This is a genomic window from Sphingopyxis sp. 2PD (assembly GCF_005503695.1).
Taxonomy (GTDB): Bacteria; Pseudomonadota; Alphaproteobacteria; order Sphingomonadales; family Sphingomonadaceae; genus Sphingopyxis.
In genome coordinates, this window is sequence record NZ_SCMU01000018.1 from 13,571 (window position 1) to 36,459 (window position 22,889).

Here is a 22,889-nt window from a genome sequence, read left to right on the forward strand (position 1 = left end):
TCCGGCGATGACAGTGCACGCGCCCGATGCGGCGTTCGCTGGCGCCGAATGGCTGTTTTCGATCGGCCGCGGGGACGTCCCGGCCGTCGAAGGATTGGTTCCGGTTGCCTCGTTCGATCGCGAAGGGCAGAATCCGGATGTCGTAGCCATGATCGAGCGTGCGGCCAGTTATGGGGCACGCGCGGTCTTCTTCGAGGCGCAGCGACAAGGACGGACCCCGGTCGCGCAGGCGTTCGTCTTCGACACCAAGGATCATCCCGACGACACAAGATTTGCCGAACTCCACAAGCGACTATGGAGCTGGGGCGGCGTGCCGCTGGTCTATCGCGCAGGACCGGGCGTCATCCAGTTGTTTCGCTGCGCACACCAGCCGGATTTCGTCGGTACGGACGATCGTCCGATATGCAATCCGATCCGCACGCTGGAATTGGGCGCGGCGATCGCGGAGCAAGATGTCTGGTGGGACGCGCAGCGAATCCGCAATGGCGCGATCTGGGATGACCCCGACGCATGCCTGCTCATGCTGTCCGCGACCAAGTCGGCTCACCGCAAACTGGTCGCCGGGGTCCGCGCGCTCGCCATACAGCTTTCGGACAGCGAATTGCTTGACCCGGCGCTGCGCCGCCGGCTGCTCATCCTGTCACTGCTGATCGCATATCTCGAAGAGCGACTGGTCTTGCTCCCCCATGATTTCGCGAGCGCCCTGCCCGGTGCCTCTCGCTTCTTCGAGGTCCTTGCCGACGGTCCGGCGCTGATCAGGCTGCTCGAAGCGCTTGAGGCAAGATTCAACGGCCATGTCTTCCGACTTCGCGACAGCGAACGCGCCGCCTTGGCCAAAACTTCCGATCTCGCCCGCTATGCGCGATTGGTGCAGGGCTATGAAGATGAAACCGGCCAGCTCAGCTTCTGGCGCCTTTATTCGTTCCGAGACCTGCCGGTCGAGCTGATCAGCAACATCTACCAGCTCTTCGTGAAAGACGAGGCCAGCTCCATCTACACGCCGCCGGCGCTTGTTCGACTGATGCTCGAGGAGGTTCTCGATTGGGATCGGATCGACGCGCTGATGGAAAGCGACGGAGTCATCCTCGATCCGGCATGCGGTTCGGGCGTTTTCCTCGTCGAGGCGTACAAGCGGCTCGTGCTCCATTGGCGTTCGCGCAACGGATGGGTGCATCCCGGCGTGGAAACTCTTCGCGGGCTGCTCCAGCGCATTCATGGCGTCGATCTCGAGGAAGGTGCGGTCGAGCTCGCAGCATTCAGCCTCTGCCTCAGCCTATGCGACGCCTTGAAGCCCGAGGATATTCGCGCCAGCGTGAAGCTCTTCCCACGCCTTGCCGGCGAGACGCTCCATTGGAGCTGCTTTTTCGACGCAAAGAAAAATGGCCTTATCGCGCAGAAGGTCGCGATCATTGTCGGCAACCCGCCCTTCGCCTCGTCGCTGACGACCAAGGGTGCTCGCGATTGCGCCGCGTCGTATACGAAGGAGTACGGCCCCCTCGCCGACAAGCAGCTCGCCTACCTGTTCCTCCACGAAGCCATGGCGATGGCGACTAAAGGCGGCATTCTCGCAATGATCGAGCCGTCGGGGTTCCTGTACAACCAGAATGCCCATTCGGTCCGCCAAGCGTTCTTCAAAACCTGGCGTGTCCGCGAGCTATTGGACTTTGTATCCGTCCGGGGACTGTTCAAAAAGGGAAACGCCGATCCGAAGATTGTCGTCGTAATCGCAGAGGCGGAAGATCCCGAAGTCGACGGCCGCCTCCTGCACGCAGCTTTCCGGCGCAACGGCCGGGCGACCGCAGAGCAGGGATTCGACATTGATTATTACGATCTTCACTGGATCAGCAACATCGATGCTCAACAGTCGCGGGACATCTGGCGGGCCAATCTGCTGGGGGGCAGCCGGGCGCACGATCTGATCAAGCGGCTGCGCACCTATCCTACGCTGCGACAATTCGCCGAACAGCGGCAATGGGATTTCGGCGAAGGCTATATTGCGGGACAGAAGGGTATCTCGCGCCCCGCCAACCATCTCATCGGCAAACCGCTCCTTCCCACCAGCGCGCTATCCAGCGCCGGTCTCGACACGAGCAATCTTGCCGTCGTGCCCAAGCAACCAATCAAGGATACGAAGACGGAGCGCCGATTTACGCCGCCGCTCCTGCTCATCAAAGAGCATGAAGATCTGCACCACGGGATGTGGACGGGTCACTATCTAACCTATAAACACGAGATCGTCGGCCTTGCGGCACCACGCGGTCAGCTCCCTCAACTCGCGGCGATTGGCGAATGGCTTGAACGGGAGTCGGTAGCCCTGCGAGCCTATATCGCGGGCATCAGCCCCCGCCTGTTTACGCAGCGTGCGACGGCGATCCTAAACGCAGACGTGCTTGCCCTACCCTATCCCGAAAGCGGGAATCTGGATCTCAGCGATAACGAAAGGATCATTGCTGAAGACATCGTCGAGCATCAGCGCGATTTCATTCGGCTTGGTACGGGTTCCGCCGTCATGCAGGCAGCCCCGCCAGCGGCCCTTGAAGCCTTCGACAAGGTGTTCACGCGGCAGTTGAATGCGATCTATTCGCGCACGCCGCTGCGCCCGCTTCCCGCACAAAAATGGTCCGGCGCTATTTGCCGGGCCTTTGCCTTCGGTGATGGCCAAGTCGATTGGACGGGTGCCGATGAACTACGCATCAAACTCGACAGCTTGTTGCGCGAGCGGCGGGGCTCGAGCCTGACGATCACGCGGATTACGCGACTGTACGACAAGGAATTCGTTTTTCTGCTCAAACCCGACCGGCACCGTTTCTGGACCCGATCGGTCGCGCTCCGCGATGCCGACGATGTTCTCGCCGATCTGCGAGGCCAGGGTTTCTGATATGCTGGCCGACGACGGTGAAAGCGTTGGTCATGCGGGTTCGCTTGACGCCGGCGTGCATCTTCCCGGCGAATGGTTCTCATCCCTGATCCGCTTCCTACGCGATGCCCTTCCGGGATGGCGCGACGATCCTGCGCGCGAAACGGCGACAGGGGAGACGAAGTTGACCGCGCAACTCTGCGCGCGCCTCGCCAGCCTGACACGGCACGCTCCGGGATGGGATTTTCTTCAGTTCCGGCGCGAGGAGCCCGACGAAACCAACGGCAATCGCGCAATCGATCTCGCCGTCGCGCCCTGCGGCGATGTCATATGGATCGAAGGGCGGGCGTACACCGAGTATCAGACCCTACTGCCCGTGGAATGCAAGCGCCTCCCCACGCCTCCTGGCTCTGACCGCGACGAGCGCGAATATCTGATCAGCCGTTTCAGCAGCGCGGGCGGAATCCAGCGTTTCAAGGCGGGCCACCATGGGGCTGCACACAATCGCGCGGCGATGATCGGGTACTTGCAGGCCGAAGATTGTGTCTTCTGGCGAACGCAGCTCGACAGTTGGATCGACGGCATTGTGGCGGAGCCGGTGGAAGGATGGTCCGAAAGCGACAAGATCACATTGCACGACCATGACGCCGGAGCGCGTCTTGCCGCTCTGCAGTCCAACCATGTCCGGAAGCCTGGCCTAGCGCCAATCCTCATCGATCACCTTTGGATCGAAATGTAGGTCACGCGTACCTGCCTGACCAATGCGCCGAAGGGAGGGAGCGAGGCCGATGCAGCGGACCGTGGAGATAGCCGATTTCGAGCTACCGCGCGGCGGCATTGCTATTTCCCAGCTGATGACGATGGACCGGGCGAAGAATGATCGACCGGACGCAGGAGCGCTTCGGCATCTGGCCGCATCGGCTTGTAGCGGACGCAGCCTATGGTTCCGCCGCGAACCTGGCGTGGCTGGTGGAAGAGAAAGGCATCGAGCCGCATATCCCCGTGTTCGAAAAATCCGGTCGCAATGACAGCAGCTTCGAGCGCGTCGACTTCATCTATGATTATGACGACGACAGCTATATCTGCCCGGGTGGCAACCACTTGCGGCGGTCTAATCGCAACTTCAGTACACCGCGCACCGGGATCGATAAGGACGGCTCCATCCGCTACCGCGCGCGTCAGCACGACTGCGAAGGCTGTGCTCTGAAGCCGCAATGCACGCCCAATGCGCCAGCCCGCAAGATCACGCGTTCAATCCACGAAGGCGCGCGCGACATGGCCCGCGATATCGCGACAACCGACGCCTATCTTGTGTCGAGCAGAGAGCGGAAGAAGGTCGAAATGCTGTTCGCCCACCTCAAGCGCATCCTGAAACTGGACCGCTTGCGTCTGCGCGGCCCCAATGGTGCCCGTGACGAGTTCCACCTCGCCGCCGCGGCCCAAAACCTCCGGAAAATGGCAAAGATCTTCCCGATCCAGCACCTCGCCACCGCCTGATCAAGGTGGGGAGGCCGTTCGCCTCCCGTCCGCTTCCACCCTCCGCAGTCCGCCGGGCGACTTCTTCAACAGAATAGGGCGCTAAGCCGACAATCATTCGTCGCCTCTGAGGTCGATTCGGACGGGCGGATCGACATCTTCTCCTCGGCCAGGATAGTCGTCGAAGACCGTGACACTGTTGTCGGAACAATTATCGCGCTGGGCGGTCAGCTTCGATGGTCGCCGCATTTTTTTGCGCTGTCTGGATCGAAGTCGATTGCCCGGCGAGCGCGATACGCCGGCGTGGTGAGGTTCCGGGAACAGGAATGAATTTGAAATGCTGGGTATCCGCCTCGAACGTCCGCGCTCGGCGGTTCATTTCCTGCGCGGTTTCTCGCAAAAGTGAAAAATCCACTGCAAAATATGTAGCTCAACGCGCAACCGGGATCGACGGTGGATCTAGAATTCTATGAGTTCGAATCCACGCGGTTTGAGGATCTTGCGGACCCAGCCCTTGTCGATCTGCAGATTCTCACCGGTCAGGTCGATTGCGGGATCCGCTCGCTCGAACAATGCGATGCAAAGTTCGTCCGTGTCGAAGCGCGACCTATACTGGATGCCATCGAACGCCGTCTCGGTATAAACGATCGCGGAAATCCGTTGCGTAATGTCGTAACCACCAGGATTGGTGACCGGATCGAAATCGGCCGCTACGCCGGCAGCGGTGGTCTGAAACCAGGCGAGACCGGGGCCATGCAGCTTGGCAAGGCGTAGTGTTCGTCTGGTCTTGAACGTAGCCGCGCGCTTCTGCTCGACACGGTCCCATAACAGGTCCCGGTCAGCGGGCTTCCGCAGCAGGCTTTCCGCGAACGGGCCAACCAGTGTTTTCCCAAGATAAAGAACGCCGAATTGTCCGTCGGGATCGTCCCAGCGCCAGGACGCGTCCTTGCGGCCATACCAGCGCGCGTCGACGGATTTGCCATGAACACGGTGCAGCGTCCGTCCGGCAGCGATCGTCGCCACCGGCATCATCGATTTTGCCGCCATTGTCAGTCGTCGAGTGTTTGGGCGACACGCACGACACGATCGACATCGTCTTGATTGCCCCTTAGGAGGTCGATCGGCCGCGCGTCGCCCAGACCGTCGTCGCCGCTCACCAGATACTGGAGGACCGCCCAGCCGCTCGCCCCGGGTGCAGCACCGAGAACGCGGGGAATCGCCGGGAGGATGGCATTGCCATCGAACTGGAATGCCGGAAACAGCTTGGCACCATTGTCATCGATCATGAGGAGGCGACGGTCCCGGGCGGCCTTGTAGACGGCCTGCACTGTCTTGTGTCCGAGCAGATTGCGAACTGCTTCGGCATCGAAAGCTCCACCTGCGGCTTCGATCAGTCGCCGTTTGAAGGCGATGGCCCGGGTAATCTCTTCCGCCTGTTCCGGATCGCCGGCTTCGACCGACGGAATGCCGCGCGCGATATTCAGGACAAGCGCGGGGACGTCGATGCTGCCAATCGCCGCCGTCTTGGCGGCAGCTGGCATCATCTTGATGATCCGGTCGGCGCTTGCCAGGATGCGGTCACGCAGGATGCGATCTACATCGATAGCGGCCATACTGGCTGTGCGAGACATGTCGGCGCTCCTAGTTTAGTGAGTTTCATATAGGGCATATTGGGAACGCTTTCAACCATCCACAGACGCCGAAACGATGAACCTTCAAACATGGACGTCGACGGACGTCGTGCCATCACGCTGGCTCCGTGGCCTTGGCGGCTGCCGCTTCAACTCGCTGGGAGTAGCAGTAAACACCGTCCAGTCGCCGTAGTAGACCCCGTCATGCTCGACATAATCGTTGAAGATGGTGAGGCGCCAATCGCACAGCGGGCCGACGACGTTCGACAATCCTCGCGCCCGCCAATCGGACATCACCGCCGGGAAGTAGCGGTCCATCACTTCAGGTGTGGCAGCAAATTTGACGTCACACATATAGGTGGTGTGGACATAAGCGAGCGGCCCGATGACGGGTCCATCACTGCCCCAGTCTTCGAGGTTCTCATCGGGATCTTTGCGACCATGATAGAGGTGGAGATAGAGTTGCGGAACATCCGGGGCGACGGCTTCGGCTCTTGGCATCGTATCACCGGTCTCATTCGCTTCGCGGGCGGCAATCCAGTCCAGATAGCCGAGACGCGTGTCATCGTTTGAGATCTCGTATTTCCAGTCGGCTAACGGATGACCGGCGCGGCGGCTCCACGGTCCCTGCTCTTCCGGCGCGGAAGCGATCGAAATCGGAGGCGGAACGAATGCGGCAATTTCGAACCAGGCGTCGGCCGCGGCTATGGATCCGAGCCCATTCAACTCGGTCCGGCTCATGAGAACATGGTCCGACCCGTTGGTGTCGAAATATAGCGGATCGCCCTCGCCGGTATAGACGGCACGCTGAGCGCTGAACGCGCCGACACACGGATCCGAATTGCGAACAAAAGGAATGCCGTGGTGGGTGCAGAAATCCTCGACCTGATCGAATTGCCCGCCAACCAGGCCATGGGCGCAGATTTCGAGGGCTTGGCCATCGACAATGTGGGACGCATCGACGGTCGCTCCAACCCAGTCGAGCATTCCATGGTCGCACGCTATGGCGTCGATCAGCGGCTCGATCAGATCGCTCCTGATCGCCCCGCCGATCCGAATGATCGCGGATGCACGGTCTGTCATGGGAACCTCCATCGTCTCGATGGCCCTGCGGACAATTCCGCCGCCACACCGAGCCCCCCCCCACTCCCCCCTTTTCGCCTGTAAATTGGCCCAGCACGCAAACTATGGCGGTGACTGGGGGCCGCATTCGGCAGCGCCGATGAGGCTGCGAAGCTTCGACCATGCGAGTGCTTCGCCGGCGCACCGCCCTTGCCGGACGCCTATTTCGTACAGGCGATAGGTCAGGCTGACGATTTCAGGTGTGGCGTTCGAGGGGACGAGGATCAGGAAATCGCTTTCGTCGTCCAGGAGCTCGAAGACCGTGCCGTCGGTCGGCAAGGTCGTGACTGCAATGCTGGCCGAGCTCCCGAGCGCGGTGAGAGCCGTGTTGAAGCGGTCGACAAAGTCCTGATCGACCAGTGGATAGAAGTCGGACATCATGGCCCCCTTCGTGGATTCGGGATTCACTGCGGCCGCTCGGCGATGATCGCGGCGAGGACCTCGTCGGCCTTCTCGACAGGCAGGAAGAGCCGCGTCTTGTACTGGATCACCTCGCTGAACAGACCGCGCGCCTTCAGCCATTCGCGGTCCTGTGGCTGGAAATCCCGGACCTCGAAGCGCCGGCTACTGTTCACCATCGTGGAAACGAGGCGCGCGCCATGGAGGCCCGGGATCAGTGCGCCATCGCCGCCACGCGCCGCCTCGATCAGTTCATCGGGCGTGAGTTTGATCGAGGACTCAAGACCGAAGGCGGACTCCAGTTTCTCGAGCGCGGTGGGCATCACGATGCGTCCGAGGATGGACGTTCCCGCCGCGTCATCGATCCGCCAGACGCGGACATCGTCTTGCGGCAGCTTGTTCCAGACGGGCAAAAGGAGGCCGGTCGCGACGCTGATCGTGTCAATATCGACCTTATCGAGCGCTTCGGACACCTCTGCTTCCCAGAAGCTTTTGAAGCTATCGTGATCGACCTCTTTCCAGAAGGTGTGCCAAAGTTCGGCGAGTTGGATACGATTGGAACCCGTCGGCCGGACAAGCTCCAGCATCTTGACGGGGCGCCCCTCGTCGTCGGTGATCGACCAGGATGGAACGCAAACGGCGACGCGCCCCGAACGGCTGTTCCGCAGATATCGCACGTCGTCGGAGCTTCCCCAGATCTTGTCGAGGCGCGTCCATCCGGTGACGTGCGGCTTCAGATGAAGCTCGAGGCGGAGCAAACGCGTTTCGGCGCCGGATACCGGGTCTTTCCTGAGCACGCGCTCCGAGATCTGAACGATACGCTCGGCCCGGATCGCTTCGACGCCGAGGTCGAGCGTTCCGGCTTCGCGCGCTGCGTCGACGCGGGCCTGTATGAGCCCCATATATTCCTCGAAAACCGCGTTCTGGGTCGCGATCCTGAGCGCGAGGATGCGGTTGAGCCAGCGCTGGATCGGCGGCAGCTTGTCGAGCAAGGTGCCATGCTCATCGACAAGCTTCAGGCCTGTGATGATCTGGAATTTCTCGAGGCTGACGCTCGCGAGCTTGCCGGCGTGGAGGAGGTGATACCACTGGGTCAGGGCCTCGCGGGCATAGCTGCTTTCGAGATTATCGGCGGGATCGAACAGGTTCTGGCCGCCTGTCTGGCGTTGGCCGCGCGTGAGCGCGCCCAGCGTGTCGAGACGGCGCGCGATCGTGCTGATAAAGCGGCGTTCACCCTTGCAGTTGGTCGTGACCGGGCGGAACACCGGCGGCATGGATTGGTAGGTGCGGTGGGTGCGACCGAGGCCCTGGATCGCGATGTCGGCGCGCCATCCGGGTTCGAGCAGGAAGTGGATGCGCCGCTTGCGCGCGGTCGGGCAGTCCAGGTCAGCGTGGTAGGACCGCCCCGTGCCACCCGCCTCGGAAAAGACGAGGATGGGCTTTCGCCCCGACATGAAGTTGTCGGTCTCGGCGATGTTGGAACTGGACGTGCGACGCTCGACCTTCTGCCGGCCCTGCCCATCAACGACAATCCGCCGCGTGCGCCCCGTGACCTCGGAAACCATGTCGGTGCCGAAATGTACGATGAGAAAGTCGAGCGCAGCCGGAACAGGCGGCATCGAGCAGAGCCGCTCGATCAAATCGTCGCGCGCGGCGACCGCTTCCTGGCACAGGACACCGTTGCCGTCGTCATCGAGCATTGGCTCGGAGCGCATTGACCCATCGGTCGCGCGAAAGGCGCGCATTTGCCGGGTTGGGAAGGCGGTCTTCAGATAATCGACCATGGTGTCGAGTGGGGAGACATCGATCGAGAGGTTCGCCCGTTCTTCGGGTGACAGGTCAGCCAGGCGGCGGTCGAGTATTGCCTCGGCGGTACTGGTGAGCTGAACGACGGCGACATGGCCCGCGGCGAGTTCATCCTCGATCGCGCGAACGAGCGTCGGCATCTTCATCGCGATCAGGACCTGCGAGAAGAACCGCTGCTTCGCGCTTTCGAACCGGCTCAGCGCCGATCCCTTGGCCTGGGCGTTCATCGTCTGCCCCGAAATGCGGTCGACGATGTTCGACGCCTTCAGAACCTCGTCGAGGTTCTGGTGAATGATCGCCCATGCATCGGCATAGGCGTCGTAGATGTCGATCTGGTCCGGCGTGAGCTGATGCTCGAGCGGGTCATATTCGACGCCGGCGAAACTGAGCGCCCGGGCGGTGTAGAGACCCATGGACTTGAGATCGCGGGCGACGATTTCCATCGCGGCGATGCCGCCGTCGGTCATCGCGGCGAGAAAGCCGTCGCGATTGGCAAACGCCGTACCGGGACCCCAGAGCCCGAGCCGCGACGCGTAACTCAAATTTTCGGGCTTGGTGGCGCCGGTCGCCGATTCATAGACAACGCGGGCGCGCGGCAGCGCATTTTGCAGGCGGACCCCGGCGAGGCCCTGCTCGGATCCCTTGGCTTGCCGGTACTCGTCCTTGGTCCCGGCGGCGTTGCCCATCGAATGGGATTCATCGAAGAGGATCACGCCTTCGAACCCGGCGCCCGTCCACTCGAGAATCTGCTGCAGGCGCGAGCATTGGTCGTGGCGCTGGGACCGGAGCGTCGCATAGGTGAGGAAGAGGATGCCACTCGCCATGCCGATCGGCTGACCAAGCGGAAAGGCGTCGAGCGGCTGGACGTCGATTGGAAGCCCGCCGAGCGCGCTCCAGTCGCGCCGGGCATCTTCGAGGAGCGTCGCGCCCTTCGAGATCCACATGGCGCGCTGATTGCCGCAGTTCCATTGGTCCCGGATAATTGCGGCGCCTTCACGGCCCTTGCCGACGCCCGTCCCGTCCCCGATGAAGAAGCCCATGCGATAGGGGCGGCCTTCGGGGTCCTCGATCAGCAAGTCGCCTGCCGTGTTGGTGACGAACCGGCCCGAGAGGTCGCGCGAGAAGGCATCGCCTGCGTAAATGATCGCTTCGAGCTGGGCGTCTGACAGCGCCTCGCTTGCCCGCTTCTGGAAAAGCGGGCGATATTGGGGGATCGGGGGCAGAACCGACGCCATGGCGAGCGATTCCACGAGATCGTCGGGGTGGGGCTTCGCGCCTGGAATATCGATGCGGGCGAGCCGCCAAGGCGCATAGATACCGACCGGATCGCCGACAGGGAGCGGCGCGTCGCGGACCGAATAGGCGAGCGGCTGCGCTAGATCATCGGTCGCGGCGATCCGCGAGGGTGCGATGATCCTGGGGCCAGCGAGGCCGGAGAAGAGTGAGGACGACGAAGGCCTCAGCGCGGGACGCATCGGGATTACCGCCGGGGACGCCGGGGGCGGTTCGTCGGATGGGTCAAGCCGCGCCGGAGCCGCGAGCACGATGGGCAGCGCCGCCGCGATGGTGTCGACCGTGTGGCGCTCGGTTTGGCCGATCCAGCCCTTGTCGAAGACGATCAGGCGGACGGCGACGCTGGTGCCATGCTTCGCATAGGGACGGCCGAGAATCGTGATCTCGACGCGCGGGCGGGCAATTTCGGCGACGGAGACATAGCCGCTCGCGCCGCTCGCATCGTGCGCGAAGGTCGGCGACATGATCGCGACGCAGCGTCCGCCCTCGGCAAGACGCAGCAGCGCGGAGCGAAGATGGCGCGCTCCGGCATGGCGATCTTGGCCGCGCCCCTCGCTGCGGCTGAAGGGCGGGTTGATCAGGACAATTGTCGGCCGAACATCCGTCGGCAGCCGGTCGTTGATGAACTCGGCGTCATGGGTCGTGACTGGGCGGCCCGTCACGAGGGAAAGCAGCGCCGCCCGGCAGGGATCGCGCTCGTTGAGCGAAGCGCTCGCGCCCGCGGCGATCGCGCGCGCCGCAAGCATGCCGGTACCTGCCGACGGTTCGAGCACATGATCGCCAGCAGTGACCGCCGCCGCTCGGGCCGCGAGCCAGGACAGCGCCGCCGGCGTGCTGAACTGCTGCATATCGACCTGGTGCTCGCTGCGATAGGTCTGGGTCGGCAGCGCCTTCTCGAACGCGAGGATATCCGCGAATTCGTCTTCGGGCCCCCAGTCCGGGTTCGGGTCATCATCGGGCACGAGCGTGTCCGATGCCTGCGCGGCTTCGAGCGCGTCATAGGCATCGCGCATCGACCAGCGCCCGTCGGCATCGGAGCCGCGGAACGCTTCCACCATCAGGCGCTTGAGCAGCGAGCGGGTCACGGATTGCGGATCGGCGAGCCGGTCGCGCAGTGCGCGGGCGACGCCATAAAGGCGTTCGGCTTTTTCCCGGGCCTCGGTGCCCGGGGTTTCAGCGAGCTTCAGAAGCGGAAGGGTCATGGCAATTCTCCTGAAGAGGTTCGGGAGCAACACGCCCCCGCTGCCATCGCCCCTCCCCCTCTCCTCCCGACTGGAATGGGGGCATAAGAAAAGGGGCCGCGGCGCAGGACCGCGACCCCATAAAATCGAAGAGCGAGATTAGGCCGCGTCGGAGAGCGGCTCGTCCTCGTGGGTATCATCGGCGGGATCGCCCGCCGCCTCGGGTTCGACGGTGCCGCTCGTTTCGTCTTCGCCATCATCGTTCACCGGCTCGGCGACCGGATGCTCGAAGCGCATGGCGTCAGGCAGCCAGGCAAGCGCCTTTTCCTTGACGTCCGCCTCGACGATGATGTTCCCGGCGAAGAGCTGTTCAGCCGAAGAGGCGAGCAGGTTCTTCTTCGACGCCCCGTAGCGCTGGCTGAGCTCGCTGCCGCCGATCTCCTGAAAGAGGTCGATGATGGAGCTCTTGGTGAGCCGCTTGAAATAATTCTTCGCGGTCGGGCGCCACCAGGCGGCGACATCGATCTTGAGCTTGCGACCGAGATGATCGACGAAACCGCTGGCGGAATCTTTCATGGGCACCGCATGGATCGTCCGGGCGATCGCCCAAGCGAGCCAAGCCGCACGCGCTTCTTCGCCGAGCGCGCAGAAGGCATCGTAGCGCCCGGCGACGCCGATGTTCGGCTGGACCCAGCTTCGATCGAGCCCCTCTTCGAGCTTGGCCCATTCGTCAGCCGCGAGCGATCCGCTTTCGAAGCCAATGACACGCGACGGCGCGGCATCGGCGCGAAGGTCGCTGGCGAGATCGGAAGCGTAGCGCCGTAAAGCCGCATCGACCATCACGAAGGTTCCGAGATCGAGCGCAAAGCGGGGATCGCTTGCGACATGGACACGAAGCAGTTCCGCCTTCATCGTTGCGAGCTCGTCGATGAGTCGTTGGCTCATTGCCGGTTTCGCCGAGACAGAGCCGTCGGTCTCGGCGTCGCTATCATCGTCGCCATCGATGTCTTCGTCGGCCTCGGTCGGCACCATGTAGGCCTGATGGTGCACACGCGGCTGGCCATCTTCGCCGATGACGAGGAAGGCAAGTGCCGCGGCCTTTTGGTCGTCGGTCAAGACCGCCGGTCGATTCTGGATGCCGCTCAGTTCGGATTCAAGTTCGCGATACCGCTGTTCCTCGTCCTCGGTGATGCCGTCATCACTCTCGTCGGCAGATTCGGCGATCATGTTCATCTCAGCTTCGATTTCGGCGCAGCGCGCTACCTCCTCTGCGGTCGGTTCAGGAATCTCGCCGCGGACCGGGCGGAGGCCGTCATAATCCGCGAACGAGATGCGCGTCATCGGGACCGCGCGAATTTCCGCGAAGCCCTCGCGCGCCCGGATCGCTTCGGCTTCCGCAGCCAGCTTCTCATCAGCGAGGCGGTCGAGGACGTCGCCATCGATCCAGTTCTCGGATGCACTGTCGGAAAAGAGGTCAGAGTCGATCCGCCCGCCCGCCTCGACATAGGCATCGCGGCCGACGAGCAGCGCTTTCGGGTCGCCGCCCCGGTAGCTGCCGGCGGCGAGCTCACGCCGGATGGTGTACGGGTCGTTGCGGTAATAGCTGTCGCGATATTGCTCGAAGACGCGGGATTGGCGAGCCGTATCCGAGGTGCTGCCATAGGCCTTTGCAATTTCGAGGGTGATTTCGCCCTTGCGCAGCGCATCGAAGATCGTCTCGTGGAGATCGGCGAGACGGACGCGGCCGAGCACGAAGCGCTCGGTTTTGCCGAAGCGCGCCGCGACCTGGGCCGCAGTCTTGTCCTCCTTCTCGATCATGTTCTTGAACGCCATGCACTCGTCCGCGGCGGTCATCGGGAGCTTGTTATTCTCGGCGTAGCTGAACTCGATGGCACGCTTCGCGTCCGGCATCACCATGACCGGAATCTTGAAGTCGTCCGGGAGCCGCCCCTTTTCGATCAGGACGTGCACGCGCTCGAGGCGCCGACCGCCGCCGAAGATGCTGTAGTGGTCCTTCTTGCGCTTGACTGCCGTACCAATCAAATTCTGGAGCACGAAGCCGGCCTCGCCGATCATCGCCTCCAGTTCTGCGTCGGCATCGGGATCGCTTTCGGTCCTGACGTTGAGCGGCGAAGGGACGCAGTTGCGCGCAGGCGCGTATACGATGGGAAATGACATAATCAGTCTCCTGGCGGCGGAAGCCCGACCATTCAGGCCGCTCGGCGCCGCCAGTCCCCCACTCCCTTCCCTCCTTGCCTGAGGACATCGTTCCAGTCGTTTCGGCCGTTCCATGGCCAGATCGTATCGATGCGTCGTCCGGGCACCGCGTGCGCCTTCACGGCGAGCGGCACGGCGAGGCGGCCGGCACGGTCGTTGTCGGGCAACAGGATGAGACGCGACACCGATTCTGGAATAGTAATTTGTGGGATGCGCTCATTGCCGAGTGCGGCCCAGACCGGGATGCCGAGGAGGATCATCGCCGAGATCGCTGTCTCGACGCCCTCGGCAATTCCGAGTGTATAAGCGGCCGGCGCGAGTCGAACCGCACCTGTGCGGGGGTGACCGAGCAATCTGCGAGGGTGCCGGAGGTCGCGCGCGCGTCGGCCCCTGCCATCAAGGAAGGTCCGTTGGACGGCCAACAATCCCGAGTCATCGGTTACCGCGGCGAGCATCGCCGGTCGAAACACGGCCAGTCGGCCCTTGCCGAGAGGCGTTCGGGGAGCGAACCGCAGGCAGTTAGGTGCAATATCGATCGACCTGTTCCGCAAATAGGTCTCCGCGATTGTCCAGTTTATTGGCCGACCAATGCCCCACAGGTCACGGGCACGCTGCTGTAGCCATTCTTTAGGGAGGGAGGATGGCGCCCCCCTGCCGTCACGTGCGTCGAGGGCGTTCAGACCGTCGCGGCGAAGCGCCCGGAGCACATCGGAAATATCGCAGCCGGCAAAGCATTTGAACAAAAGTCGTGTTTCGCCAATCCTGACCGACAGGCTCGGGGTTTTATCCTCATGAGCAGGGCAGCGGCACATGCCAGAATCGCCAGACCAAGTCCCGCCGAAGCGGCGCACAAGAACGGCCCCGGCGACTTCGAGTTCTGGCTTGCGAGACGTTGAAAACCCTGCAGGCATGGCAAGCCTCTTCATCAGGACGGATACGCAATAACCCCCTCTTTTCCTCCTCGCTCCGCTTGGCTGCGGCATTAGTCTGTGGCCCCGCGGCGCGGGAATGCCGCCGACCGGTAGCTACGTGCCCTCCTCCTTGTGAAAATCGTGCCGCCGACCATGCTTGAGCGGGCGAAAGCTGCGTTGGAACCGCGCGCAAAAATGTCTCGTTGCGAGGACATGAAAGATGCGGGATTCCGATGACACTCCGGTTGAGATCGTATTTATCGAGCCCCTTACGGTACGGATTTCCACTGCCGTCAAGCTCACCGGAATCAGTCGATCCAGGATTTACGAACTCATCGAGTCCGGCGACCTTGAAACCGTCAAGGTCGGCCGATCTACGCTGATCCCATATAAAAGTCTGAAAGCCCTAACCAGCGCATAATCGGTTGCGCCACCGCTCGAAAAGAGGGTCCCAAATTTTCGTTCCCACCGTGTAGCTCGCGTCGGAGCAGCTATTGATCGCTTGGTCCATGCGGAGTCACATGCTGGCTATCTAGCTATGATCGTGCAAAGAGCAACAATGGCCCGATATCATGGCTATCGGCTACTTTAAGTGCGGCAACATAAGCTGCTCTCGTTTCGCTGGCATTGACCAGGCCAACGCTTCCCCATGTAAACGGTGTACATCCGAGTTGGACCGCCAGCATGTCGCCGACCATACGCGAAAAACGGCCATTGCCGTTCGGGAAAGGATGGATGGCAACGAGCCGGTGGCTGAATCGGACGGCAATTTCATCGGGTGGGTAGGTTCCATGCTCGACCCAATATCGCGTGTCGTCGATCAGTTGACGAAGGTCCATGGGGATTCTGTAAGCATCGACGCCAATGTTGCGCGGCGTGGTGCGATACTGCCCGGCCCAACGCCACACGTCTCCGAACATGCGTTTGTGAAGCTGGTTCATGAAATCCTGATCGAGAATATCCCGCTTCCGGCTCATCACCCATCGTAAAGCTTGCCTGATATTGATCTGTTCGGCTTCATTCAGCTCATGCCGCATGGTGATATAGGACGGGATGAGTTGTTCGCGCTCCTCGGCGGTCAGCGGCGTGTTGGCGTCGTCGTCATCGTTAAACAGCTTATCTGTCATTCATCATCCCACAGGCCGCGCAAGGAGCCGGATAGAATGAGTTCGATCATGCGCCGCTGTTCTTCGTCGAGATCGGCTTTGAGCAGGGCCTGATTTTCCAGCCGCATGGTATGGTCCAGCCGCGCAATATCCTTGCTCGCTTTCTGCTTCGCGCGGTCGCGCAGGATATCATCAAGCGGCTTCGTCGGTACGAAGGCATAAACGAAAGTGCAGTTCATTGCCTCAGCCGCCTGACGCAGCGTCTTAATCGTGGTGGATCCGCTGACTTCGGCCTTCTCAATCACGGGAATGCGCGAAATCGATGTTCCCATACGAGCGGCAAGCTGGCGGACCGTCATGCCCAGAGCTTCGCGTATTGCCTTTATCCAGCCTCTTGGGGGCACGGCAAAAGACGTTTCGCGCAAGGGCGCGAAACGTCTTTCGAGTTGCTTGCGGGCAAGGGCGGCCTGATCTTCGTTCATATATATATGTCCTGATGAGCCTAAGATGTATATATAAATATGAACATATCAAGATATTTTGATCGTAAATTTATGATCGTTACCTCATAAAATATACATAAATATATGAACGTACTACCGCAAAACCTGAGCGCGCTAGGCAGTCATTCGGCCGCCCCTCTGAAAAGATGGCCGCACAATCTGTGCGCCATCGCGGAGCTGGTCGAGATAGTCCGACCAGTGCTGCATCATGCGCACACGCTCATCCCAATATTCGCCGCGCGTGTAGATTCGCCGCGTCGCGTTTGCATCCAGATGCGCGAGCTGCCTCTCGATCGCATCGGGATGCCACATGCCCATCTGGTTGAGAAGAGTCGCGGCTGTCGAACGGAAGCCATGCGCCGTCATCTCCTCGCGGCTATAGCCGAGACGCCGAAGGGCCGCGCTCACCGTATTCTCGGACATGCACCGCCGGGAAGTTCGAAATGAGGGGAACAGAAATTGCCCATGGCCCGTGAGGCCGTGCAGCGCTTCAAGCATTTCGAGAACCTGCCTGGACAGCGGGACACAATGCTGACGGCGCATTTTCATCTTGTCGGCCGGGATCGTCCACACCGCGTCCTCGACATCGATCTCCGTCCATTCCGCCTGTCGCAGTTCGCCCGGCCTCACGAAGACATGCGGCGTCAGTCGCAGCGCAATTGCCGTGATTTCGTGACCAGCATATCCTTCGATAGCGCGCAGGAGCGCCCCTGTTTCCTTGCGGGTCGTGATCGCGGCGTGGTGCTTTACCTTCGGAGCCGTGAGCGCGCCGCGCAAGTCAGCCGCAAGATCACGGTCCGCCCTTGCGGTGGCGATCGCGTATCGGAAGACCCTGCTGATCACGCTGCGCATCCGACGCGCACTTTCATACCGTCCATTGGCCTCGACCTTACGGAGTACGGCCAGAACCTCCTGGGGCGTGATTTTCGAGATCGGACGGCTGCCGATCAGTGGATTGGCGATATCGAGGAGCCAGCGAATTTTGCGAAGCGTGACGGCCGCGCGCTCTTCCCGTTCGTTTTTCGCCAGCCATTCCTCTGCGATCGTCTTGAACGTGTTGTCCTCGGCGATCTTTCGGGTGATCCGTTCGACCTTCTTTTCCGCGGCCGGATCGAGCCCTGCAAGAAGCAGCTTTCGCGCTGCGTCGCGCAGTTCCCGAGCGGAAGCAATTCCAATATCAGGCCACGAACCGAAGTAGAGAGTCTTTTGTCGGCCCAGGTGACGATAGTTCATTCGCCAGACCTTTGCTCCGCTCGGTCTGACCACGAGATATAGGGCATCGCTATCGGCCATTTTATAGGCCTTTTCTGCGGGCTTGGCGTTCGAAATCTGGATGTGGGTAAGCGTCATGATGGTTTCACCTGCAAGAGGCTGACCGGAACCATCAAAAACACCATCAAAGCTGATGGTACGCTGATGGTTCCGGCTGGATCAGCCTGGATTCCATTCAGCGATTCTCATCGAAAAACGGTGGAAAACCAGCCGCTTGCTGGACGTTCCCGGACGTTGCCGGAAAGGTCACTGGTGCCCAGAAGAGGACTCGAACCTCCACGACCTTGCGATCGCCAGCACCTGAAGCTGGTGCGTCTACCAATTCCGCCATCTGGGCACGGGGTAGGAGCGGGCGCTTAGCGGCGGGGCTGGCGGCTTGTCAACTGCGCTGCGCGCGTCGCGGCACATTTTATCGCAAAGCTGCCGGTTTCGCGCGATCTGACTGTCGTCGCCCCTTGCCCCCTCCCCCGCTTCGCGGCATGGGGATGCCGTCGGGCGCGCGCGGCGCGCCACTTAAAGAATCGATCACAGGCGGATCCCATGCAGAAATTCGACGGGCAATTGATCACGGTGCTGGGCGGCGGCGGCTTTGTCGGCCGCTATGTCGTACAGCGGCTGCTCGCGCGCGGCGCGCGCGTCCGCGTCGCGCAGCGCACCCCGCGCGCCGCGACGTACCTCAAGCCACTGGGCGGGCTCGGCCAGACGCAGTTCGTCGCCGCCGACGTCCGCGATCCCGCCAGCATCGCGCGCGCGGTGCAGGGCAGCGACGCGGTGATCAACCTGGTCGGCGCCTTTGCCGACATGCAGGCGGTGCAGGCCGACGGGGCGCGGCATGTCGCCGCCGCCGCGAAAGCGGCCAGGGTCCGCGCGCTGGTCCATGTGTCGGCGATCGGTGCCGACCGCGACAGCCCGTCGGCCTATGGCCGCAGCAAGGGCGACGGCGAAGCCGCGGTGCGCGCCGCCTTCCCCGCCGCGACGATCCTGCGCCCCTCGATCGTCTTTGGCCGCGAGGATCAGTTCATCAATCGCTTTGCGGCGATGATCCGCATGTCGCCGGTGATCCCCGTCGTGGCGCCAAACGCCAAATTCCAGCCGGTCTATGTCGGCGATGTCGCCGATGCGGTCGTCGCTGCGCTCGATAGCGCCGCGGCAGGCCAAACCTTTGAGTTGGGCGGGCCGCAGGTGCTGACGATGGGCGAATTGCAACGCTGGATCGCCGATGCGACCGGCCGGGCGCCGCTGTTCGTCGACGTGCCCGATGTCGTCGCCGGAGCGCTCGCGTCGGGATTCGGCTGGGCACCCGGCGCGCCGATCACCAAGGATCAGTGGCTGATGCTGCAGACAGACAACGTCGTTGCGCCGGGGACGGCGGGGCTGGCGGAGCTTGGCGTCCAGTCGACCTCGCTGGCTGCGGTTGCCGACGACTGGCTGGTGCAATATCGCCGCAACGGCCGCTTTGCGGTCCAGAAGCCCGCTTAAGATCCACGCCTCAGGCCACGGCCTGCCCCCGCCCGATCGCCTTGGTCGCTGGGGTGAACAACCCCAGGACCTTTCATGCACGACCTTGCGACCATCATCCTGCTCGGCATCATCGAAGGGCTGACCGAATTTTTGCCGGTGTCGTCGACCGGCCACCTGATCCTGGGCGCCGAACTGCTCGGCTTTACCGGCGAGGGATCGGCGGCGTTCAAGATTTCGATCCAGCTCGGCGCGATCCTCGCGGTGCTCGTCGCCTATCGCCAGCGCTTCTGGAATGTCGGCATGGGATTGCTGCGACAGGATCGCGACTCCATCCTGTTTACGCGCAATATCCTGATCGGCTTTCTGCCCGCAATGCTGATCGGCGCGGTCGCCTATGAGGCGATCCGCGCGCTGCTCCAGTCGCCAACGACGGTCGCCGTCGCGCTGATCGTCGGCGGCGTCGTGATCCTAGCGATCGAGCGCATGGTCAAGGTGGTGAAGGTCGAAAGCGTCGAGGCGATGCCGCTCGGGACCGCGATCGCGATCGGCGCGATCCAGTGCATCGCCATGATCCCCGGGGTCAGCCGGTCGGGCGCAACCATCATGGGGGCGCTGCTGATGGGGGTCGAACGCAAGACTGCCGCCGAGTTCAGCTTCTTCCTCGCCGTTCCGACGATGCTGGGCGCAACCGTCTACTCGCTATGGAAGGACCGCGACGTGCTGGTCCTCGACGATCTGACCGCGATCGCGATCGGACTGGGTGTCGCCTTTGTCGTCGCGCTGGCGGTGGTCAAGGCGCTGGTGGCCATCGTCGGCCGCTTCGGTTTCGCGCCCTTTGCCTGGTATCGAATCGCGCTGGGCAGTGTCGCGTTGATCTGGCTTGCCCTTCGATAGGACCGATTTGGTACCATTTGCGAAACAAAATTGCGCCGCCTGCGTCGGCGCTCCAAAAGAGGTGCGATTTTAGGTCAGCTTTGCTTCCCTAACTGCGATTTCCTTCGTGACAGCGCCGATCCCGCCATGCATCTGCCCCGCTCAGAAGGGAAATTTGCATGGCTGCCGATCGCATGCTCCGGTTTGTGGAGCGTGAACAATCCTATCCCGACAAAAGGTCCGCCGAGGATCGTGCGCAGGATTTCCGCGAAATCGCCGAGCGCTATGCGGCGCCCGACGCCGACGCGCAGGCGGCGCGCTGTTCGCAGTGCGGAGTCCCCTATTGCTCGGTGCATTGCCCGCTCCACAACCATATCCCCGACTGGCTGCGGCTGACGGCGGAAGGTCGGCTGCGCGAAGCTTATGAGCTCAGCAACGCGACCTCGACGATGCCCGAGATCTGCGGCCGCATCTGCCCGCAGGATCGCCTCTGCGAAGGCAATTGCGTCATCGAGTTTTCGGGCCATGGCGCGGTGACGATCGGCAGCGTCGAGAAATATATCACCGACACCGCCTGGGCCGAGGGCTGGGTCGAACCGCTGCACCCCGGCGCCGCAACCGGCCAGTCGGTCGGCATCATCGGTGCCGGTCCCGCAGGGCTGACGGCGGCGGAATATCTGCGCGCCCAAGGGCACGAGGTGCATGTCTATGACCGCCACGACCGCGCCGGCGGCCTTCTGACCTATGGCATCCCCGGCTTCAAGCTGGAAAAGGATGTCGTGATGCGGCGCATCGATCGGCTCGCCGAGGGCGGCATCCAATTTCATCTGGGTTTCGAGGTTGGCGCCGACGCCACGCTCGACCAGCTGCGCCAGAAACATGACGCGCTGCTGATCGCGACCGGCGTTTACAAGGCGCGCGAAATCCATGTGCCGGGCAACGAGGCCGAGGGTGTCGTTGCGGCGCTCGACTATCTGGTCACGTCGAACCGCAAGGGCTTTGGCGATGCGGTGCCCGCCTTCGACGACGGGCGCCTCAACGCCGCGGGCAAGCATGTCGTCGTCATCGGCGGCGGCGACACCGCGATGGACTGCGTCCGCACCGCGGTGCGCCAGGGCGCGAAGTCGGTCAAATGCCTCTATCGCCGTGACCGCGAAAATATGCCGGGCTCGCTGCGCGAGGTATCGAACGCCGAGGAAGAAGGCGTCGAATTCGTGTGGCTGTCCGCCCCTGCCAGCTTCACTGCCGACAGCCGCGTGAAGGAAGTCGCCGTCGCGGGCATGCGCCTTGGCGCCCCCGACGCCAGCGGTCGCCGCAGCCCCGAGGCCGACCCCGGGCGCACCTTCGACGTACCCGCCGACATGGTCATCAAGGCGCTGGGCTTCGATCCCGAGGAACTGCCCAATCTGTTCGGCGCGCCCGACCTCAGCGTCACGCGCTGGGGCACGCTGCGCGTCGATCACCAGACGATGATGACCAGCCTGCCCGGCGTGTTCGCCGCGGGCGACATCGTGCGCGGCGCCAGCCTGGTGGTGTGGGGCATCCGCGACGGGCGCGATGTCAGCGACCAGATGGCAAAGTGGTTGAAGGCGAAGGCGAAAAGCGAAAAGAAGGCAGCATGACCAATAGGGGAAGGAAATTCATGATGTCGAAGTTCAAAGCTATGCTGCTCGCCGGGACGTTCGCACTCGCGCCGCTGACCGCCGTCGCGCAGGAAGCGCCGGTCGCCGAGGTTGTTGCCGCCGATGAGCAAGGCGACGCCAGCAGCGAAGCCTATGCCGCCGATGCCAAGGCAAAGATGCAGAAGGAAATGGATCAGGCGATCGCGCTGGTCGAAAAAATGTTCGACACCAGCAGCCTGCCGCCGATCGATCCGGCCCGGCTGACGCTGGCGCAGCAGACGATGGGGGCGCTGATCCCGGTCGGCAGCCTCGAAAAGATGATCGACAACATGTATGGCAAGATGCTCAAGACGGTCCTGGGCGAGCTCGGCGGCCAGTCCGACCTGATGCTGTCGATCAAGACCGGGGTCGAAAGCGAACAGATCGCGAAGCTCGACGAGCCGACCAGGGCGAAGATTGCCGACATCTTCGATCCGCATCGCAAGGAACGCGAGGACCAGATCATGCGGGTGCTGCGCCCGCTGATCAGCGAAGCGCTGGCCGACATGGAACGGCCGATGCGCGACGGCATGGCCAAAGCCTATGCCCGCAAGTTCAGCGCGCCGCAGCTGGCCGACCTCAATACCTTCCTCGCGACACCCACGGGCAATATATATGCCAGCGAATGGATGGCGTTGCAGGCCGATCCCGAAGTGATGGTCGCCGTGATGAAGGCGCTGCCGCCGCTGATAACCAAATTCATGGATCGCGGCCCGCAGATCGAGAAGGACATGAAGGAGCTGCCCAAGGAAAAGCAGCTGGCGGACTTCAGCGACAAGGAACTCGCGTCGCTCGCCAAGCTGATGAAGGTCGATGTGCAGGTTCTGAAAGACCAGCGCGACATGTGGAAGACAGAGGCGGTCGAGGATGTAGCGATGACCGACGACTATGCTGTCGAAGCCACAGCAGATGCAGCCGACGCGGCAGCAGATGCAGCAGAAGCCGCAGCGGAGGCCGCCGTCGACCCCGCATTTGACCGCAGCAACTGGTCGGACGCCGACCGAAAGCGCGTCGAGGATGCCGAAGCTGCGATCGAGGCTGCGTCGTACAAAGCGGTCGAGGCCGAAGAAACAGCCGTCGCCAATGCGCGCAAGCGCCTGCCCCCTTCCGCCGAATAGGC

Annotated in this window: 17 protein-coding genes, 1 tRNA gene and 1 pseudogene; 8 read left to right on the plus strand and 11 right to left on the minus strand. The window is 62.5% G+C overall.

Annotated features, from left to right (window positions below):
- The first annotated feature begins 7 nt into the window (after window positions 1-7).
- From FFS18_RS12335 to FFS18_RS12345, 3 genes and pseudogenes are all read left to right on the plus strand, one after another.
- Complete coding sequence (locus FFS18_RS12335) at window positions 8-2,878, plus strand: HsdM family class I SAM-dependent methyltransferase (RefSeq protein ID WP_062900451.1); 2,871 nt, start codon at window positions 8-10, stop codon at window positions 2,876-2,878.
- The gene (locus FFS18_RS12340; RefSeq protein ID WP_212743050.1) at window positions 2,844-3,596 is read left to right on the plus strand and encodes a hypothetical protein; all 753 of its coding nucleotides are present in this window, start codon (window positions 2,844-2,846) and stop codon (window positions 3,594-3,596) included. The genes FFS18_RS12335 and FFS18_RS12340 overlap by 35 nt, the downstream gene beginning before the upstream one ends.
- Before the next feature lie 131 nt (window positions 3,597-3,727).
- Window positions 3,728-4,354 (plus strand): annotated as a pseudogene (locus FFS18_RS12345) (transposase); the annotation flags it as partial.
- A gap of 438 nt (window positions 4,355-4,792) precedes the next feature.
- Here FFS18_RS12345 and FFS18_RS12350 read toward each other — a convergent pair.
- The 7 genes from FFS18_RS12350 to FFS18_RS12380 form a co-directional block, all read right to left on the minus strand.
- Entirely contained in the window at window positions 4,793-5,380 is a 588-nt protein-coding gene (locus FFS18_RS12350) for an RES family NAD+ phosphorylase (protein WP_062900453.1), read from the minus strand.
- Between the two features lie 2 nt (window positions 5,381-5,382).
- Window positions 5,383-5,964: a hypothetical protein gene (locus FFS18_RS12355; RefSeq protein ID WP_062900454.1), complete on the minus strand. Its 582-nt coding sequence runs from the start codon at window positions 5,962-5,964 to the stop codon at window positions 5,383-5,385.
- 84 nt (window positions 5,965-6,048) lie between these two features.
- Window positions 6,049-7,047, minus strand: a complete 999-nt coding sequence (locus tag FFS18_RS12360; protein WP_120216964.1) for a hypothetical protein — start codon at window positions 7,045-7,047, stop codon at window positions 6,049-6,051.
- Window positions 7,048-7,149: 102 nt separating this feature from the next.
- Complete coding sequence (locus tag FFS18_RS12365) at window positions 7,150-7,464, minus strand: hypothetical protein (RefSeq protein WP_062902943.1); 315 nt, start codon at window positions 7,462-7,464, stop codon at window positions 7,150-7,152.
- Window positions 7,465-7,490: 26 nt separating this feature from the next.
- On the minus strand, window positions 7,491-11,786 hold the full coding sequence (locus FFS18_RS12370) for a strawberry notch family protein (protein WP_062900456.1): 4,296 nt from the start codon (window positions 11,784-11,786) through the stop codon (window positions 7,491-7,493).
- A gap of 138 nt (window positions 11,787-11,924) precedes the next feature.
- A complete protein-coding gene (locus FFS18_RS12375) occupies window positions 11,925-13,943 on the minus strand; it encodes a ParB/RepB/Spo0J family partition protein (protein ID WP_062900457.1) in 2,019 nt (672 codons plus the stop codon).
- A 32-nt stretch (window positions 13,944-13,975) separates the two neighbouring features.
- Complete coding sequence (locus FFS18_RS12380; RefSeq protein WP_223181169.1) at window positions 13,976-14,908, minus strand: DUF7146 domain-containing protein; 933 nt, start codon at window positions 14,906-14,908, stop codon at window positions 13,976-13,978.
- Between the two features lie 205 nt (window positions 14,909-15,113).
- Here FFS18_RS12380 and FFS18_RS12385 point away from each other — a divergent pair, with 205 nt between their 5' ends.
- Window positions 15,114-15,314, plus strand: coding sequence for a helix-turn-helix domain-containing protein (locus FFS18_RS12385; RefSeq protein ID WP_062900458.1), 201 nt, complete (start codon window positions 15,114-15,116; stop codon window positions 15,312-15,314).
- A 115-nt stretch (window positions 15,315-15,429) separates the two neighbouring features.
- On the opposite strand, the gene FFS18_RS12390 is transcribed toward FFS18_RS12385, so the two are convergent.
- From FFS18_RS12390 to FFS18_RS12405, 4 genes are all read right to left on the minus strand, one after another.
- The gene (locus FFS18_RS12390) at window positions 15,430-16,020 is read right to left on the minus strand and encodes a mobile mystery protein B (protein WP_062900459.1); all 591 of its coding nucleotides are present in this window, start codon (window positions 16,018-16,020) and stop codon (window positions 15,430-15,432) included.
- Window positions 16,017-16,481, minus strand: a complete 465-nt coding sequence (locus FFS18_RS12395; protein WP_062900460.1) for a mobile mystery protein A — start codon at window positions 16,479-16,481, stop codon at window positions 16,017-16,019. The genes FFS18_RS12390 and FFS18_RS12395 overlap by 4 nt, the downstream gene beginning before the upstream one ends.
- 135 nt (window positions 16,482-16,616) lie before the next feature.
- Window positions 16,617-17,852, minus strand: coding sequence for a tyrosine-type recombinase/integrase (locus FFS18_RS12400; RefSeq protein WP_062900461.1), 1,236 nt, complete (start codon window positions 17,850-17,852; stop codon window positions 16,617-16,619).
- Between the two features lie 172 nt (window positions 17,853-18,024).
- Window positions 18,025-18,111 (minus strand) — tRNA-Leu (locus FFS18_RS12405).
- A gap of 203 nt (window positions 18,112-18,314) precedes the next feature.
- Between FFS18_RS12405 and FFS18_RS12410 the strand changes: the two genes are divergently transcribed.
- The 4 genes from FFS18_RS12410 (at window position 18,315) to FFS18_RS12425 (ending at window position 22,887) form a co-directional block, all read left to right on the plus strand.
- Window positions 18,315-19,253, plus strand: a complete 939-nt coding sequence (locus FFS18_RS12410) for a complex I NDUFA9 subunit family protein (protein ID WP_137871058.1) — start codon at window positions 18,315-18,317, stop codon at window positions 19,251-19,253.
- Window positions 19,254-19,328: 75 nt separating this feature from the next.
- Window positions 19,329-20,129, plus strand: coding sequence for an undecaprenyl-diphosphate phosphatase (locus FFS18_RS12415; protein ID WP_120216966.1), 801 nt, complete (start codon window positions 19,329-19,331; stop codon window positions 20,127-20,129).
- Window positions 20,130-20,287: 158 nt separating this feature from the next.
- A complete protein-coding gene (locus FFS18_RS12420; protein ID WP_137871059.1) occupies window positions 20,288-21,730 on the plus strand; it encodes an NAD(P)-dependent oxidoreductase in 1,443 nt (480 codons plus the stop codon).
- Window positions 21,731-21,753: 23 nt separating this feature from the next.
- The gene (locus tag FFS18_RS12425; protein WP_249340391.1) at window positions 21,754-22,887 is read left to right on the plus strand and encodes a DUF2059 domain-containing protein; all 1,134 of its coding nucleotides are present in this window, start codon (window positions 21,754-21,756) and stop codon (window positions 22,885-22,887) included.
- Window positions 22,888-22,889 lie beyond the last annotated feature (2 nt).

Coding starts and splice junctions, on each gene's coding strand:
- FFS18_RS12335 (WP_062900451.1), top strand. CDS start 8: ATGACAGTGCACGCGCCCGATGCGGCGTTCGCTGGCGCCGAATGGCTG.
- FFS18_RS12340 (WP_212743050.1), top strand. CDS start 2,844: ATGTTCTCGCCGATCTGCGAGGCCAGGGTTTCTGATATGCTGGCCGAC.
- FFS18_RS12350 (WP_062900453.1), bottom strand. CDS start 5,380: ATGGCGGCAAAATCGATGATGCCGGTGGCGACGATCGCTGCCGGACGG.
- FFS18_RS12355 (WP_062900454.1), bottom strand. CDS start 5,964: ATGTCTCGCACAGCCAGTATGGCCGCTATCGATGTAGATCGCATCCTG.
- FFS18_RS12360 (WP_120216964.1), bottom strand. CDS start 7,047: ATGACAGACCGTGCATCCGCGATCATTCGGATCGGCGGGGCGATCAGG.
- FFS18_RS12365 (WP_062902943.1), bottom strand. CDS start 7,464: ATGTCCGACTTCTATCCACTGGTCGATCAGGACTTTGTCGACCGCTTC.
- FFS18_RS12370 (WP_062900456.1), bottom strand. CDS start 11,786: ATGACCCTTCCGCTTCTGAAGCTCGCTGAAACCCCGGGCACCGAGGCC.
- FFS18_RS12375 (WP_062900457.1), bottom strand. CDS start 13,943: ATGTCATTTCCCATCGTATACGCGCCTGCGCGCAACTGCGTCCCTTCG.
- FFS18_RS12380 (WP_223181169.1), bottom strand. CDS start 14,908: ATGAAGAGGCTTGCCATGCCTGCAGGGTTTTCAACGTCTCGCAAGCCA.
- FFS18_RS12385 (WP_062900458.1), top strand. CDS start 15,114: ATGCGGGATTCCGATGACACTCCGGTTGAGATCGTATTTATCGAGCCC.
- FFS18_RS12390 (WP_062900459.1), bottom strand. CDS start 16,020: ATGACAGATAAGCTGTTTAACGATGACGACGACGCCAACACGCCGCTG.
- FFS18_RS12395 (WP_062900460.1), bottom strand. CDS start 16,481: ATGAACGAAGATCAGGCCGCCCTTGCCCGCAAGCAACTCGAAAGACGT.
- FFS18_RS12400 (WP_062900461.1), bottom strand. CDS start 17,852: ATGACGCTTACCCACATCCAGATTTCGAACGCCAAGCCCGCAGAAAAG.
- FFS18_RS12410 (WP_137871058.1), top strand. CDS start 18,315: ATGCAGAAATTCGACGGGCAATTGATCACGGTGCTGGGCGGCGGCGGC.
- FFS18_RS12415 (WP_120216966.1), top strand. CDS start 19,329: ATGCACGACCTTGCGACCATCATCCTGCTCGGCATCATCGAAGGGCTG.
- FFS18_RS12420 (WP_137871059.1), top strand. CDS start 20,288: ATGGCTGCCGATCGCATGCTCCGGTTTGTGGAGCGTGAACAATCCTAT.
- FFS18_RS12425 (WP_249340391.1), top strand. CDS start 21,754: ATGTCGAAGTTCAAAGCTATGCTGCTCGCCGGGACGTTCGCACTCGCG.